The sequence below is a fragment of the Modestobacter sp. Leaf380 genome (assembly GCF_001424485.1).
Classification (GTDB): Bacteria; Actinomycetota; Actinomycetes; order Mycobacteriales; family Geodermatophilaceae; genus Klenkia.
On the sequence record NZ_LMQC01000020.1, the window covers coordinates 195,488 to 210,481 of the forward strand.

Annotated in this window: 16 protein-coding genes and 1 tRNA gene; 8 read left to right on the top strand and 9 right to left on the bottom strand. The window is 74.4% G+C overall.

The window, feature by feature from the left end:
• Positions 1-11: 11 nt before the first annotated feature.
• Positions 12-524, bottom strand: a complete 513-nt coding sequence (locus ASG41_RS16320) for a flavin reductase family protein (RefSeq protein WP_056297288.1) — start codon at positions 522-524, stop codon at positions 12-14.
• A 33-nt stretch (positions 525-557) separates the two neighbouring features.
• Between ASG41_RS16320 and ASG41_RS16325 the strand changes: the two genes are divergently transcribed.
• On the top strand, positions 558-1,991 hold the full coding sequence (locus ASG41_RS16325; RefSeq protein ID WP_056297291.1) for an NAD(P)/FAD-dependent oxidoreductase: 1,434 nt from the start codon (positions 558-560) through the stop codon (positions 1,989-1,991).
• Positions 1,992-2,049: 58 nt separating this feature from the next.
• Positions 2,050-2,922 carry an NAD(+)/NADH kinase gene (locus ASG41_RS16330; protein ID WP_200939013.1) on the top strand — a complete coding sequence of 291 codons (873 nt, stop codon included), beginning with the start codon at positions 2,050-2,052 and terminating at the stop codon, positions 2,920-2,922.
• Positions 2,923-2,925: 3 nt separating this feature from the next.
• On the opposite strand, the gene ASG41_RS16335 is transcribed toward ASG41_RS16330, so the two are convergent.
• Positions 2,926-3,711 carry a transglutaminase family protein gene (locus ASG41_RS16335; protein ID WP_056297296.1) on the bottom strand — a complete coding sequence of 262 codons (786 nt, stop codon included), beginning with the start codon at positions 3,709-3,711 and terminating at the stop codon, positions 2,926-2,928.
• A gap of 88 nt (positions 3,712-3,799) precedes the next feature.
• On the opposite strand from ASG41_RS16335, the gene ASG41_RS16340 reads away from it, so the two are divergent.
• Entirely contained in the window at positions 3,800-4,576 is a 777-nt protein-coding gene (locus ASG41_RS16340) for an SGNH/GDSL hydrolase family protein (protein WP_056297300.1), read from the top strand.
• A gap of 15 nt (positions 4,577-4,591) precedes the next feature.
• Here the strand turns inward: ASG41_RS16340 and ASG41_RS16345 are convergent, their stop codons facing one another.
• Positions 4,592-6,364, bottom strand: coding sequence for a bifunctional diguanylate cyclase/phosphodiesterase (locus ASG41_RS16345; RefSeq protein ID WP_082557071.1), 1,773 nt, complete (start codon positions 6,362-6,364; stop codon positions 4,592-4,594).
• 212 nt (positions 6,365-6,576) lie between these two features.
• Here ASG41_RS16345 and ASG41_RS16350 point away from each other — a divergent pair, with 212 nt between their 5' ends.
• A complete protein-coding gene (locus ASG41_RS16350) occupies positions 6,577-7,659 on the top strand; it encodes an alkene reductase (protein WP_056297305.1) in 1,083 nt (360 codons plus the stop codon).
• A 117-nt stretch (positions 7,660-7,776) separates the two neighbouring features.
• Positions 7,777-8,796: an LLM class flavin-dependent oxidoreductase gene (locus tag ASG41_RS16355; protein ID WP_056297307.1), complete on the top strand. Its 1,020-nt coding sequence runs from the start codon at positions 7,777-7,779 to the stop codon at positions 8,794-8,796.
• Between the two features lie 57 nt (positions 8,797-8,853).
• Here ASG41_RS16355 and ASG41_RS16360 read toward each other — a convergent pair.
• Positions 8,854-8,929: transfer RNA gene (locus ASG41_RS16360), tRNA-Arg, on the bottom strand.
• A 177-nt stretch (positions 8,930-9,106) separates the two neighbouring features.
• Here ASG41_RS16360 and ASG41_RS16365 point away from each other — a divergent pair.
• Both ASG41_RS16365 and ettA read left to right on the top strand, forming a co-directional pair.
• The gene (locus ASG41_RS16365) at positions 9,107-9,577 is read left to right on the top strand and encodes a single-stranded DNA-binding protein (protein WP_056297309.1); all 471 of its coding nucleotides are present in this window, start codon (positions 9,107-9,109) and stop codon (positions 9,575-9,577) included.
• 153 nt (positions 9,578-9,730) lie between these two features.
• Positions 9,731-11,401, top strand: a complete 1,671-nt coding sequence (gene ettA, locus ASG41_RS16370; protein ID WP_056297312.1) for an energy-dependent translational throttle protein EttA — start codon at positions 9,731-9,733, stop codon at positions 11,399-11,401.
• Between the two features lie 80 nt (positions 11,402-11,481).
• Here ettA and ASG41_RS16375 read toward each other — a convergent pair whose 3' ends face one another.
• Positions 11,482-11,880, bottom strand: coding sequence for a hypothetical protein (locus ASG41_RS16375; RefSeq protein WP_056298180.1), 399 nt, complete (start codon positions 11,878-11,880; stop codon positions 11,482-11,484).
• 51 nt (positions 11,881-11,931) lie between these two features.
• Here ASG41_RS16375 and ASG41_RS16380 point away from each other — a divergent pair, with 51 nt between their 5' ends.
• Entirely contained in the window at positions 11,932-12,354 is a 423-nt protein-coding gene (locus tag ASG41_RS16380) for a thioesterase family protein (protein WP_056297315.1), read from the top strand.
• Between the two features lies 1 nt (position 12,355).
• Here the strand turns inward: ASG41_RS16380 and ASG41_RS16385 are convergent, their stop codons facing one another.
• Genes ASG41_RS16385 through ASG41_RS16400 form a run of 4 tightly spaced genes read right to left on the bottom strand, consistent with a single transcriptional unit; the run spans position 12,356 to position 14,803 of the window.
• Complete coding sequence (locus tag ASG41_RS16385) at positions 12,356-12,877, bottom strand: MOSC domain-containing protein (protein WP_235564853.1); 522 nt, start codon at positions 12,875-12,877, stop codon at positions 12,356-12,358.
• Positions 12,874-13,506, bottom strand: a complete 633-nt coding sequence (locus ASG41_RS16390; RefSeq protein WP_056297318.1) for an energy-coupling factor transporter transmembrane protein EcfT — start codon at positions 13,504-13,506, stop codon at positions 12,874-12,876. Before ASG41_RS16390 ends, ASG41_RS16385 begins: the two co-directional genes overlap by 4 nt.
• On the bottom strand, positions 13,503-14,243 hold the full coding sequence (locus ASG41_RS16395; protein ID WP_082557020.1) for an energy-coupling factor ABC transporter ATP-binding protein: 741 nt from the start codon (positions 14,241-14,243) through the stop codon (positions 13,503-13,505). Before ASG41_RS16395 ends, ASG41_RS16390 begins: the two co-directional genes overlap by 4 nt.
• On the bottom strand, positions 14,240-14,803 hold the full coding sequence (locus tag ASG41_RS16400; protein WP_056297321.1) for a biotin transporter BioY: 564 nt from the start codon (positions 14,801-14,803) through the stop codon (positions 14,240-14,242). Before ASG41_RS16400 ends, ASG41_RS16395 begins: the two co-directional genes overlap by 4 nt.
• Positions 14,804-14,994 lie beyond the last annotated feature (191 nt).

Here is a 14,994-nt window from a genome sequence, read left to right on the forward strand (position 1 = left end):
CAGAGGGCCGGTCACCCGCGGCGGAGGGCCTGCCCCCGGCCGTCGGCCCAGCGCCCGCGCAGCCGCAGCAGCGGGTCCCCGGTATCCCGCAGCACCGGGACGTCGACCACCTCGAGCACGGCCAGGGTGTGGTCCCCGGCCGCGACCAGCCCGTGCACCCGGCAGTCCAGGGCGGCCAGGCCCTGCTCCAGCACGATGCCGCCGCTGTGCCCGGCCCGCCGCCACGGCACGGTCTCCAGCAGGTGCCGGGCGCTGGGCCGCCCGGCGGAGGCGAACCGGCTGGCCACGATCTCGTGCTCGGTGCCCAGCACGGTCAGCGCACACGACCCGACCGACTCCAGCACCTCCAGCGGGTACCCGGCGGTGGTCAGCGCGACCGCCACCAGGGGCGGGTCGGCCGAGACGCTCATCAGCGAGGTGACGGTCGTGCCGACGTCGTCGATGTCGTCCTGGACGCACATCAGCACCACACCGGCCGCGTACTGCCGGAGGGCGTCGGAGAACTGGGCACGATCGACCGGCATGCGGGCAGTCGACCACACCGTGAGGATGGGCCGGTGAGCACTGCACAGACCCCTGCGGACCAGACCTTCGACGTGATCGTGCTCGGCGCCGGCTCCACCGGAGAGAACGTCGCCGACACCGTGGTGCGCGGCGGGCTGTCGGCCGCGCTCGTGGAGAGCGAGCTCGTCGGCGGCGAGTGCTCCTACTGGGCCTGCATGCCCAGCAAGGCGCTGCTGCGGGGCACCGAGGTGCTCGAGGAGGCCCGCGCGGTCTCCGGCGCGGCCGCCGCCGTCACCGGCGAGCAGGACGTCGCGGCCACCCTGGCCCGCCGCACCTCCTTCACCAGCGGGTGGGACGACTCCAGCCAGGTCCAGTGGGTGCAGGGCGCCGGCATCACGCTGCTGCGCGGCACCGGGCGCCTGGACGGGGAGAAGACCGTCGTCGTCACCGCCGCCGACGGCAGCACCACCCGGCTCACCGCGACGCACGCCGTCGTCGTCGCCACCGGGTCCGAGGCCGCCGTCCCGCCGCTGGAGGGCATCGAGGACGTCGGCGTCTGGACCGCCCGCGAGGCCACCAGCGCCACCGCCGCCCCCGGCCGGCTGGTCGTGCTGGGCGGCGGGGTCGTCGGGGTGGAGATGGCCACCGCCTGGTCGGCGCTGGGCTCGCGCGTCACCCTGCTGCAGCGCGGGGACCGGCTGCTCGCCGGGGAGGAGCCCGAGGCCGGTGACGCGGTCGCCGAGTCGCTGCGCGGACGCGGGGTCGACGTGCGGCTGAACACGTCGGTGACGGCGGTCCGCAGGGAGGGTGCCGAGGTCGTCGTCACCACCGCGGACGGCGAGGTGCGCGGGGACGAGTTCCTGGTCGCCGCCGGCCGCCGGGCCCGGACCTCCGACATCGGCCTGGACACCGTCGGCCTCACCCCGGGGGAGTACCTCGACGTCGACGACACGTTGAGGGTCCGCGGCGTCGACTGGCTGTACGGCATCGGCGACGCGAACGGCCGCCGGCTGCTGACCCACATGGGCAAGTACCAGGCCCGCCAGGGCGGCGCGGCGATCATCGCCCGGGCCACCGGCGAGCAGGTCTCGATGGCCGCCTGGTCCCCGTTCGTCGCCACCGCCGACGACGCCGCGACCCCGCAGGTCACGTTCTCCGTCCCGCAGGTGGCCTCCGTCGGGCTGACCGCCGCGCAGGCGCAGGAGCGGGGCCTCGCGCACACCGTCGTCCGCTACGAGCTGGGGAACGTGGCCGGGTCCGCGCTGTTCGCCGACGGCTACACGGGCAAGGCCGTCGCCGTGGTGGACACCGACCGCGACGTGCTGGTCGGCGTCACCTTTGTCGGGCCCGGGGTGTCGGAGATGCTGCAGGCGGCCACCATCGCCGTCGTCGGCGAGGTGCCGATCTCCCGGCTCTGGCACGCCGTGCCGGCCTACCCGACGATGAACGAGGTCTGGCTGCGCCTGCTCGAGACGCTCCGGGGCTGACCGCGTGCACCCGTCGGGCCGCATCGGCCTGGTGCTCCACCCCCGTCGGGACTGCTCCGTGGCCGCGGCCCAGGTCGCGGCCTGGACGTCCACCCACGACGTGGACCTGGTCGCGGCCGCCCCGGACGTCGAGCGCCTGCAGGTGCCCGGCGTCCGGCCGGTCGACGTCGCCGAGCTGGCCGGCGCCTGCGACGGGGTGATCGCGCTGGGCGGGGACGGCACGCTGCTGGGGGCCATGCGGCTGCTCGCCCACCGCCCGGTGCCGGTCCTCGGGGTCAACCTGGGCCGCCTCGGGTTCCTCGCCGAGGTGGAGGGCCAGGAGCTCGACGAGGCCCTCGCCGCGATGGCCGAGGGCCGGTCCACCACCGAGTCCCGAAGCTGTCTGGTCGTCCGCGGGCCGGGGTGGGAGACCGTCGCGTTCAACGACGTCGTGCTGGCCCGCGTCCCCGGCGAGGGGATGGTGGAGGGCGCGCTGTCGGTGAGCGGGCGCCGCTACGGCCACTACCGCTGCGACGGGCTCATCATCGCCACCCCGATGGGCTCCACGGCCTACAACTACGCCGCCGGCGGCCCGGTGATGAGCCCCGGCGCCGAGGGCATCCTGGTCACGCCCTCGGCCCCGATGAACGGCATCAGCCGCTCGCTGGTGCTCGGGCCGGGCGAGCCGCTGCGCCTGGAGCTCACCGCTGGCGGCCCCGCGGTGGAGGTCGACGGCCTGCTCACCGGACGGGTGCGCGCCGGCGACGTGCTGGAGGTGTCCGCGCGCGCCGAGGCCGGGCTGCTGGTGCGCATCGAGGACTCCCTCGCCGCGGACCGCAGCCGGGTCAAGCTGTCCCTGCTGGACCTCCCGCTGCTGCCCGAGGAGCTGCTGGAGCTGGTGCCCGACGAGCTCCGCCGCCGGCACCCCGGTGGAGCCTCGACCCCGGGTTGAGGGTCAGGCCAGCGCGAACGGGGTGTCGTCGGGGGCCGGGAGGTCGCCGTCCACGGTGGCGGTGACGGTCATCCGGCCCAGCGTCGCGCGACCCCCGAACAGCGAGAGGAAGGCGGTGTCCGCGGCGTCCCGGCCGTGGCAGATCCGCACCAGGGACGACGTCGGTGCCAGCCGGGTCGGGTCCACGGTCTTCCACACCCCGTCGACGTCGGCCTCGACGACGGCGTGGAAGTCCATCGGCGACAGCCCGGGGGCGTAGACGGCGACCAGGCGGGCGGGCACCTCCAGCGCGCGCAGCAGCATCACGGTCAGGTGGGTGTAGTCCCGGCACACCCCGGAACCGGCGAGCAGCGTGTCGATCGCGGTGTCCACCGGGCGGCTCGCGCCGGCCACGTAGACCAGCCGGTCGGTGACCCACTGCGCGACCTGGCGGACCAGCTCGCCGCGCTCGACCGTCTGGTCGAACTCGCGGGAGGCGAAGCCCTCGACCTGGTCCGACGGGCAGTAGCGGGAGGGGCGCAGGTAGGTGGCCCAGTCGGCGGCGGTCACCTCGCGGGCGGCGCCGCCGGACTCGACCGAGGCCGAGTAGGCGATCGTCGTCTCCCCGGCGCCCAGCTCCAGCCGGTGCACCCGGGCGCCGTCGACGTCGGTCTCCTCGGCCGTGCGGGCCTGGCCGGCGGACACGACCGTGAGCTCCTCGCGGGTCGGGCCCGCGACGGCCACCTGGAGCAGTGCGGTCGCCGGGACGGGGGAGGAGACGGTGAGGCTGCAGGCGACGTCGGTGCGCATGCCCGCATGATCCCGGCCCGGAGGGCCCACAGCCCCCCCTCGGGAGGTGTGTGTCGGCTCACCGGTGCGCAGCCGTGATGATGGCCGGGTGCGCAGTGAGTGGCAGCGGTACGTGGCGGTCGGCGACAGCTTCACCGAGGGGATGTCGGACCCCGCCGACGGGACGCCGGGGGAGTACCGCGGCTGGGCCGACCGGCTGGCCGCACACCTGGCGGCGGCCCAGGGCACGGTGGACTACGCCAACCTCGCCGTGCGGGGACGCCTGCTGGGACAGGTGCTCGAGGACCAGCTGCCCGCCGCCCTGGCCGTCGGGCCGGACCTGGTGAGCATCGTGGCCGGCGGGAACGACCTGCTGCGGCCGGGCGCCGACCCCGACGCGCTGGCCGCCCAGATGGAGGAGGCCGTCGCCGAGGTCCGCTCCACCGGCGCCGACGTGCTGCTGGCCACCGGCGTGGACCCGCGGCAGACCCCGCTCATCGGGCGCACCCGTGGCCGTTCGGCGGTGTACAACGCCCACCTGTGGTCCATCGCCCGCCGGCACGGCGCCGTCGTGCTGGACCAGTGGGGCGCCACCTGGGTGCAGGACCGGCGGATGTGGGACGCCGACCGGCTGCACCTCAACGCCGAGGGCCACCGCCGCACGGCACTCGCTGCAGCCGCTGTACTGGGTGTGCCCGTCGAGGGCGACTGGTCCACCCCGCTGGCCGCGGAGCCGCCGCTGGCCCGGCGGGTCCGGGTGGCGGCGGAGGCGGCCTGGGTGCGCTCGTTCGTCGTCCCCTGGGTGGGACGGCGGCTGCGCGGCCGCTCGTCGGGGGACGGCCGCTCGGCCAAGCGCCCCGAGCTGACCACCCTCACCGCCGGCTGAGCGACGCGCGGAGGGTCAGGCCGGGGCGGGCGCCGTCCGGGCGGGGAGCGGGGCCGGGCGGCCGAAGGCGTAGCCCTGGGCCATCAGGCACCCGTGCTCGCGCAGCCAGTCCGCCTGGTCCTGGTCCTCGATGCCCTCCGCGATGACCTCCAGGCCCATGCCCTGGCCCAGCTGCAGCAGGCCCTGCACGAGTGCCGCCGTCGAGGGCTCGGTGACGACGTCGGCGACGAAGGACCGGTCGATCTTGACCGTGTGGATCGGCAGCCGGTGCAGCGCGGTGATCGCCGAGTAGCCGGTGCCGAAGTCGTCCAGGGCGAGCGTGACGCCGGCCGCGGTGACCTCGGAGACCGACCGCAGGGTGGCCTCGGCGGCGAACAGCGCAGTCGACTCGGTGATCTCCAGCTCCAGCCGGCCGGCCTCCAGGCCGGACTCGACCAGCGCGGCGGCGACCAGCTCGGGGAAGCCGGGCTCGGCGAGGTGGCGGGCGGAGATGTTCACGTGCACGCGCAGGCTGGACTCCCAGCCCGCGGCGTCGGTGCAGGCCTGGCGCAGCACCCAGGCGCCCAGCTTGGAGGTCAGCCGGTTGTTCTCCGCGGCGTCCAGGAACGCGCCGGGGGGCAGCAGCCCGCGGGTCGGGTGCTGCCAGCGGATCAGCGCCTCGTAGCCCAGCAGCCGCTCGTCGGCGAGTGCCACGATCGGTTGGTAGAACAACCGCAGCTCACCGGCGTCGACGGCGTGCCGCAGGTCGCTCTCCAGCTGCAGCTGGTCGACGTCGCCGTCGGACAGTGCCTCGTCGTGCACCTCGACCCGGCCGCGGCCGCCGTTGGCCTTGGCCCGGGTGAGGGCGCCGTGCGCCTGCTTGAGCAGCGCGTCGGGGGCGGCGTCGACGCCGAGGGTCAGGCCCATGCTCGCCGACAGCACGATCTCGCGGTCGTTGACGGTGAACGGGTCGTCCAGCACCCGCATCAGGCGCTCGGCCAGCGTGCGCAGGCCGTCGATGTCGTCGACCTCCTCGGCCAGCACCAGGAACTCGTCGGCGCCCAGCCGGACGGCGGTGTCCTCGACCCGGGTCGACCAGCGGAGCCGGTCGGCGACCTGGCACAGCAGCTGGTCCCCGGCCTCGTGGCCCAGGGAGTCGTTGACGGCCTTGAAGCGGTCCAGGTCCAGGTACACCAGACCGACGGGGGCGCCGCGGCGGCGGGAGAGGTTGAGCGCGTGCTGCAGCCGGTCGGTGAGCGAGCGGCGGTTGGGCAGCCCGGTCAGCGGGTCGGTGAGGGCCCGGCGGACCAGGTCCTCCTCCGCGCGGCGGCGGTCGGTGACGTCGACGAGGGAGAGCACGACGAAGTGCGGGTCGCCGTTGGTGCGGCGGACCAGCTCGCGGGCCTGCTGCACCCACAGCGTGCTGCCGTCCGCGCGCTGCAGGCGGCGCTCGCCGACGACCTCCAGGTGCGGGTCCAGCACGGGGGAGCCGGCGACCGGCTCGGGGGCCAGGTCCTCGGCGGGGAGGTCGTCGGGGTGGGCGAGCAGGTCCAGGTGCCGCCCGACGAGCTCGTCGGCGGAGCGGCCGGTCAGCGTGCACATCGCCGGGTTGACCACCAGCAGGCGACCGTCGAGGCCGACGACGGCCTTCCCGATGGGCGCGGCCAGGAACAACGCGCGGAACAGCTGGCCGCGGTCGGCCAGCAGGGTGTCGACGGCGCGCGGCCCGCTGGGACCCGGGGCGTCGCGCCCCGGCCCGCTGGGACCACCGGGGGACCCCGGTGGGGTCGGCGGGGCAGAGAGGCTCACCGGGACAGCCTCACCCATGCACCCGCTGTAACGGCGCAAGCCGGGCGGGAGCGTCGTGGTCGCGTCGTCACATTCCGTCACCCCCGCCAGCGTGGCGCGACGCGTGGGACGGACGGGTCGCGCGGGGTCCCCGCCTCCGCCGCCTCCGGGGTGTGACCCGTCGCGCACCACCGGACCGGAATGGTCCGCCGGACGCCACGGCTGCTGTGCACATGGACCTGTTCTCTCCCGTGCGGCTCGGAGACCTCGAGCTCGCCAACCGCATCGCCATGGCCCCCCTGACCCGGATGCGCTCCAGCGCCGACGGCGTGCCCGGCGACCTGAACGTCGAGCACTACGCCCAGCGCGCGAGCGTGGGCCTCATCGTCACCGAGGGCACCTACCCGAGCGCCGAGTCCCGCGGGTACCCCGGCCAGCCCGGCATCGTCACCGACGAGCAGGCCGCCGGCTGGGCCCGCGTGGCCGACGCCGTGCACGCCCGCGGCGGTCGCCTCTTCATGCAGGTCATGAACGCCGGCCGGGTGTCGCACACCGACATCACCGGCACCGACCGGATCGTCGCGCCGTCGGCCATCGCCATCGACGGCGAGGTGCACACCCCCACGGGCAAGGCGCCCTACCCGGTGCCGCACGCGCTGACCACCGAGGAGGCCGTCGCGGTGAAGGCCGAGTTCGTGGCCGCGGCCCGCCGGGCCGTCGACGCCGGCCTGGACGGCGTCGAGGTGCACGGTGCCAACGGCTACCTGCTGCACGAGTTCCTCGCAGCGGGCTCCAACACCCGCACCGACGTGTACGGCGGCAGTGCCGAGGCCCGTGCCCGGTTCGTCGTGGAGGTCGTCACCGAGGTGGCCGCCGAGATCGGCGCCGGCCGCGTGGGTCTTCGCATCTCGCCCGCGCACGGCGTGCAGGGGGTCGTCGAGGACGACGCCGCCGACGTCCGCGCCACCTACGGCGTGCTGATCGACGCCCTCGCCCCGCTGGGCCTGGCCTACCTGTCCGTGCTGCACGCCGACCCCGCCGGCGAGCTGGTGCAGGACCTGCGCCGCCGCTTCGGTGGGCCGCTGATGGCCAACACCGGCTTCGCCTCCCCGACCGAGCGGCAGGAGGCCCTCGCCCTCGTCGAGCAGGGTCACGCCGAGTGCGTCGCCGTCGGCCGCGCCGTCATCGCCAACCCCGACCTGGTCGAGCGCTGGGTCGGCGGCCACGAGGAGAACGAGCCCGACGGCTCGACCTTCTACGGCGGCGGCGCCGAGGGCTACACCGACTACCCCGCGCTGAGCACCGCAGGCGTCTGACCCTCCCGCACCACCCCCGATCGGGCCCGGCCACGCACCCTGTGGCCGGGCCCGCTCTGGTGTCGGAACACCCATAGGTGGTTGAGTGTTCAAGTGAGTGACCGAGGAGGTCTCGACATGGACAAGAAGATCGGTTTCCTGAGCTTCGGCAACTGGAACCCCGGGCGCGGTTCGCAGGTGCGCACCGGCCGTGACGCGCTCGTGCAGAGCGTCGAGCTCGCCGTCGCCGCGGAGGAGCTGGGCCTGGACGGCGCGTACTACCGGGTGCACCACTTCGCCCGCCAGCTCGCCGCGCCGTTCCCGCTGCTGGCCGCCGTCGCCGCCCGCACCAGCCGGATCGAGATCGGCACCGGCGTCATCGACATGCGCTACGAGAACCCGCTGTACATGGCCGAGGAGGCCGCGATCAGCGACCTGCTCAGCGACGGTCGGCTCCAGCTCGGCATCAGCCGGGGGTCACCGGAGACCGCGCTGCGCGGCGCCACCGCCTTCGGCTACCGCTTCGACGACGACGGCGGGGACCTCGCGCGGTCCCACACCGAGCTCTTCCGGGCCGCCATCGCCGGCGCCGGGGTGGCCGACGCCGACCCGCGGATGACCGGTGGCGTCACCGGCCGGCTGGGCGTCCAGCCGCAGTCCGCGGGTCTGTCCGAGCGCATCTGGTGGGGCTCGGGCACCCGCGGCACCGCCGTGTGGGCCGGCGAGCAGGGCATGAACCTGATGAGCTCCACGCTGCTCACCGAGGACACCGGCATCCCCTTCGACGAGCTGCAGGCCGAGCAGATCGAACGGTTCCGGACCGCCTGGGCCGATGCCGGCTGGGCGCACGAGCCCCGGGTGTCGGTCAGCCGCAGCGTCATGCCGGTCACCACCGACGAGGACCGGATGTACTTCGGTGACCGCAGCGGCGAGGACCAGGTCGGCATCCTGGACGGGATGCGCTCGCGGTTCGGCAAGACCTACGCCGGTCCGCCGGACCAGCTGGCCGAGGAGCTCGCCAAGGACGCCGCCGTCCGCGAGGCCGACACCCTGCTGCTCACGGTGCCCAACATGCTCGGGGTGGACTACAACACCCGGCTGCTGGAGACCGTCGTCCGCGAGGTCGCCCCGGCGATCGGGTGGACCCGCAAGGGCTGAGCCACACGTCCCCGAGGGCCCCGCACCCCACCGGGTGCGGGGCCCTCGGCGTCCTGGTGGTGCGCCCGGCAGGAATCGAACCTGCGACCAAGGGATTAGAAGGCCCCTGCTCTATCCGCTGAGCTACGGGCGCTCGGCTGGCGCCGATCATCCCACCCGCTCGTAGCGGGTCCGGCGCCCTCCCGCGCGCCGTCGTCCACACCGGCGGGCCGATCCACAGATGCCCGCCGGCGCACCCGGCGGGGTGCCCGCGGGCCGAGGGTCGGGGTGTCCGGCGGCAGCCGTCGGCACCGACCTCCCGAGGAGCACCATGAGCCAGAACACGATCACCCTCGTCGGCAACGTCGTCGACTCACCCACCCGCCGACGGGCCGGGGCCGGTGAGGTCACCAAGTTCCGGTTGGCCGCCACCGAGCGCCGCCTCGACGGCGGCAGCGGCGAGTGGGTCGACGGCGACACCTTCTACGTCGACGTCGACGCCTGGAACGGCCTGGGCGGCAGCGTCTCGGCCTGCGTGGTCAAGGGCGACCCGGTCGTCGTCGTCGGCCGGATCACGACCTCGGAGTACGAGGTGGACGGCGGCCGCCGCAGCCGACCGGTCGTCCGTGCCCAGGTGGTGGGCCACGACCTCAGCCGGGGGAGTGCGGTCTTCAAGCGCACCGCCCGGGCGGCCGGGTCCACCGACGCCGTCGGCGAGGGCACGTCGGACGTCGTCACCGAGGCCGGCGAGCCGATCGACGTGGCCACCGGGGAGGTGCAGTCCCAGCCGGCCCCGTTCTGACCGCGGGGACGTCGGGGCCGGCCCGCGGGCCGGTCCCGGCGCCACCGGGGTTGCCCGGGGCTGGGAGAATGGACGACGGCGTGGAGCAGGACCCCGGCACGGGGCGCCCCGCCGCACAGACCAGCACGATCCCGCAGACGACGGAAGGCTCCCGTGGCCCAGTACATCTACTCCATGGTCCGCGCCCGCAAGGCGCACGGCGACAAGGTCATCCTCGACGACGTGACCCTGGCGTTCCTGCCGGGCGCGAAGATCGGCGTCGTCGGCCCCAACGGCGCCGGCAAGTCCACGGTCCTCAAGATCATGGCCGGGCTCGAGCACGCCTCCAACGGCGACACCACCCTGGCCCCGGACGCCACCGTCGGGATGCTGCAGCAGGAGCCCCCGCTCAACGAGGACCTCGACGTGCGCGGCAACGTCGAGGAGGCCGTGCGCGAGCTGCGCGGTGCACTGACCCGCTTCGAGGAGGTCAGCGCGGCGATGGGCGAGCCCGACGCCGACTTCGACTCGCTGCTCACCGAGCAGGGCGAGCTCATGGAGGTCATCGAGAACGGTGACGGCTGGGAGCTCGACAACCGCATCGAGCAGGCCATGGACGCGCTGCGCTGCCCGCCCGGTGACGCCGACGTGAAGGTCCTCTCCGGTGGTGAGCGCCGCCGCGTCGCGCTGTGCAAGCTGCTGCTGGAGGCGCCGGACCTGCTGCTGCTCGACGAGCCCACCAACCACCTGGACGCCGAGTCCGTGGCCTGGCTGGAGGCGCACCTGGAGAAGTACGCCGGCACCGTCGTCGCCGTCACCCACGACCGGTACTTCCTGGACAACGTCGCGCAGTGGATCCTCGAGCTCGACCGCGGCCGGGCCTACCCCTACGAGGGCAACTACTCCACCTACCTGGAGACCAAGGCCAACCGCCTCAAGGTCGAGGGCGCCAAGGACGCCAAGCGCGCCAAGCGCCTCAAGGACGAGCTGGAGTGGGTGCGCTCGGGCGCCAAGGCCCGCCAGGCCAAGTCCAAGGCCCGCCTGGCCCGCTACGAGGAGATGGCCGCGGAGGCCGACAAGTTCCGCAAGCTGGACTTCGAGGAGATCCAGATCCCGCCGGGCCCGCGGCTGGGCAGTGTGGTCATCGAGACCGACAAGCTGGTCAAGGGCTTCGGCGACCGGGTGCTCATCGACGGGCTGTCGTTCTCCCTGCCCCGCAACGGCATCGTCGGCATCGTCGGCCCCAACGGCGTCGGCAAGACCACCCTGTTCAAGATGCTGGTCGACCAGGAGACCCCCGACGGGGGCTCCATCAAGGTCGGCGAGACGGTCAAGATCAGCTACGTCGAGCAGAACCGCAGCGGCATCGACCCGGCCAAGAGCCTGTGGGAGGTCGTCTCCGACGGCCTGGACCACATCAAGGTCGGCAACGTCGAGGTGCCCTCCCGCGCCTACGTCTCCGCCTTCGGGTTCAAGGGCCACGACCAGCAGAAGAAGGCCGGCGTGCTCTCCGGCGGTGAGCGCAACCGGCTGAACCTGGCGCTGACGCTCAAGCAGGGCGGCAACCTGCTGCTGCTCGACGAGCCCACCAACGACCTGGACACCGAGACCCTCACCAGCCTGGAGGGTGCGCTGCTCGAGTTCCCGGGCTGCGCCGTCGTGGTGAGCCACGACCGTTGGTTCCTGGACCGCGTCGCGACGCACATCCTCGCCTACGAGGGCGACAGCAAGTGGTTCTGGTTCGAGGGCAACTTCGACGACTACGAGAAGAACAAGGTCGAGCGCCTCGGCGCCGACGCGGCCCGCCCGCACCGGGCGACCTACCGCAAACTGTCGCGCGACTAGCAGCTGCAGCGGGTCACCGGGCAGTCATCGGGTCGCGTCACGACGCGACCCGATGACCGTGGGGCGACCCGCTGCGGTGGTCACCGGCACCAGGCGCTGACGAACCGGCGCTGGGCGGGGGTCTCCACCGCCCGGCGCCGGTAGTGCGTGCGCACCCACTCCACCGCGTCGGCGGCCGGCACCCCGTCCAGGACGGCGAGGCAGGCCAGCGCTGTCCCCGTCCGCCCGGTGCCCCCGCCGCAGGCCAGCTCCACCCGCTCGGCGCCGGCCCGCACCAGCAGGTCGTCCAGCGCCGCCCGGAGGTCACCGCGCGGCAGGCGGAAGTCCGGCCGAGCCACCCAGCGGTGCGGCCACGCCGTTGGCCGGTCGCGGCCCAGGAGGAGCAGGCCGAAGTCCGGGTCGGGCAGCTCCTGGCGCAGCCCGCGGCCGCGCACGAGCCGGCCCGAGGGGAGCCCGACCACACCGGGTTCGCCCGCCATCCAGGTCACCGCCTCACCGTAGGACGCCCCCGTACGGCAGTGTGTCCCCCCGTGAGGTTCTCGGTGCAGGTCCCCATGCGCTGGTCGGACATGGACGCCTACCAGCACGTCAACAACGTCGCCTTCCTCGGCTACTTCGAGACCGCCCGGGTGGCGCTGTTCTTCGACCAGCCCACGCACGACGAGATCACCGGCCTGCGCCGCGGCATCGTCGTCGCCAAGCACGAGATCGCCTACAAGCGGCCGGTGGTCTACGACAAGGACCCCCTCGACGTGCAGATCTGGTGCTCCGACGCCCGGGCCGCGTCGTTCGTGTGCCACTACGAGCTCTTCGACCACGGCCGCCTGGCCGTCACCGGCAGCACCCTGCTGGTGCCGGTCGACTTCGCCCTGGACCGCCCCCGCCGGCTCACGCCCGGGGAGAAGGAGTTCCTCGCCGCCCACCAGGACGAGGGTCCGCTGCCCATCGGCTGAGTCAGGCGCCGACCACGCGCGGCACCGGCCGCACGGCGGGTGCCCCCAGGGTCGCGGCCTCGGCGTCCTCGACCTGCCGCACGGGCGCGCCGACGGCGATCGTGCCGGTGGTGAAGAGCGCCGCGTTGATCCCGCCGCGCAGCGCCATCGGCTTCACCAGCGGCAGCCCGGTCAGCGTGGCCAGGTGCCGGCACGGCGGGCAGCGCTTCATCCCGAACGCCAGCACGTCACCGACCAGGAAGAACCGGCCGACCAGCGCAGGCAGGTCGACCCCGCGGGTGGCGACGTTGCGGCGGGTGTCGGCTGGGGTGAACGGCGCCCCCACCAGGTCGGCCACCTCGGCGACCGCGTCCACGTCGATGAGCGTCAGCTGCTTCTCCGCATCCGGCCAGTCCGCCCAGGTGCCACCGCCGAGCGCGTAGCGGTCCCCGGCCAGACCCAGACCCGGCAGCGCCTGCACCTGGTCCACCGCCTGCATCGGGGCGGCGGCGTGCGGGGTCACGTACAGGCCGACGACGGTCACGACTCGGAGTCTGCCCCGCGGGCGTCCAGCGCCTCGGCCAGGGTGTGCGCCAGCACCAGCACCTGCACCAGCAGCGGCACCACGGTCACCGCCAGGGCCCGCGGGCCGCGCACGGCACCCCCGCGGGCGGCCTGGGCCTCCCGGATCCGGGCGGCCCGCTCGCTGACCACCGGGATGAAGCGCAGCGTCATCGCCACCAGCAACCCGATCCGGGCCGGACGGACCCCGACCAGCCGCAGGGGCCCGCACACCCGCTCGACCACGGCCACCATCGCGCTGACCCGGCTGGTGGCGGTCACCACCGCGGCGGCGAGCACCAGGGTCAGCAGCCGGACGACGGCCAGCCCGCCGGTGTCCAGGCCCTCACGCCACCCGTCGACGACCACGTGCACCACCAGCAGAGCCAGCAGGAACCACAGCACCGCGCGGGCCTGCCGCCACAGCGCCGCCGCCGGCAGCCGGGCGGTGAGCAGCCCGACCACCAGCACGCCGGCCAGTGCCCCGAGCACCACGGGCCAGGAGCTGAGCACGAAGAGCAGCACGCTGCCCACGGCCAGTGCGAGCAGCTTGGCCCCGGCCGGCAGCCGGTGCACCGGTGAGGCCCGCGGCACGTAGAGCGCGAGGGTCACCGGCGGGCGTCCATCAGCGCGCGGTAGGCGGCCAGCGCCGGGGCGGGGACGTCGTCGGCGACCACCCGGCCACGGTCGACGACCAGCACCCGGTCGAAGTCGGTGAGCAGGTCCAGGTCGTGGGTGACGACGACGACCTGCTCGGCCAGCCCGCCGATGAGCTCGGCGACCCGCCGGGTGTTGAGCAGGTCCAGCAGCGTCGTCGGCTCGTCGAACACCACCCGGGCCGGGCGCATCACCAGCACCCCGGCGATGGCCAGCAGCTGCTTCTGCCCGCCGGACAGCAGGTGGGCGGGGTGGTCGGCGTGCCCGTCCAGGCCGAACCGGACCAGCGCGTCGGCGACGCGGGCGTCCCGCTCGGCGGCCGGCACGCCCTGGTTCTGCAGTCCGTAGGCGACGTCCTCGGCGACGGTGGGGTGCACGATCTGTGCGTCGGGGTCCTGGAAGACGAACCCGACCCGGCGGCGGACGGCGCGCAGCTGGGTCGCCGTGGACAGCCCGTCGACCAGCACCTCGCCGTCGGTGGGGACGACGAGGCCGTTGAGCAGTCGGGCGAAGGTGGACTTGCCCGACCCGTTCGCACCGACGACGCCGACCCGCTGCTCGTGCAGGGTGAGCGTCAGGTCGGTGAGCACGGTCCGCTCGCCGTAGGCGTGTCCGACGCCGTGCAGCTCGATCCCGCGGGCGGGGTCGGCGACGGCGGCCGGGTCCGCGGACCCGGACCGCCGGCGTCTCACGAGGCGGTGGCCGCCCGGCGCGGCCGCTCGATCACCGGGTAGGCCCGGCGCACCTGGACGGCGACGACCGAGGCGATGGCGACCTTGACCGCGTCCCCGATCAGGAACGGCAGCGCACCGGAGGCCAGCGCCGCCCCCGGTCCCAGGTCGAGCACGAGGGCCAGCACGGTGACCCCGACGGCGTAGACGACGACGATCCCGCCGACGGCGTTGGCGACGACGGCCCAACCCAGGTCGTACCGCGACCAGACGCGTTCGGTGATCGCCCCGATGACGCCGGCGGCGATCGGCCAGGACAGCAGGTAGCCGGCGGTGGGCCCGGCGAACACGGCCAGTCCGCCACCCCCGCCGGGCAGCACGGGCAGGCCGACGGCCACGAGCACCAGGAAGAGCAGCAGCGCCAGGAACCCGCGGCGGGCCCCGAGCACGGACCCGGCGAGCATCACGCCCAGGGTCTGTGCGGTGATCGGCACCGGACCGACGGTGATGGCCGGCACGAGACCGAGCACCGCGGTGATGGCGGCGAAGAGCGCGATGTAGGTCAGGTCCCTGGTCTTCACGGGGCGGTACCTCCGGGTGCGATCGGGCGTCCGACCGGCGCGTATCCGGTCCGCGGGAAGGTACCCGACCCGGTGTCCCGGGCAGCGCGTCGGCCGCCGACGCCGTGGGGCACGGGTGATGCGGAACAGGATTTGCCTCCGGAGCCGGATCGCAGTTGGGTGGTCACGGACAGCACTGGCGACGAAGGGCG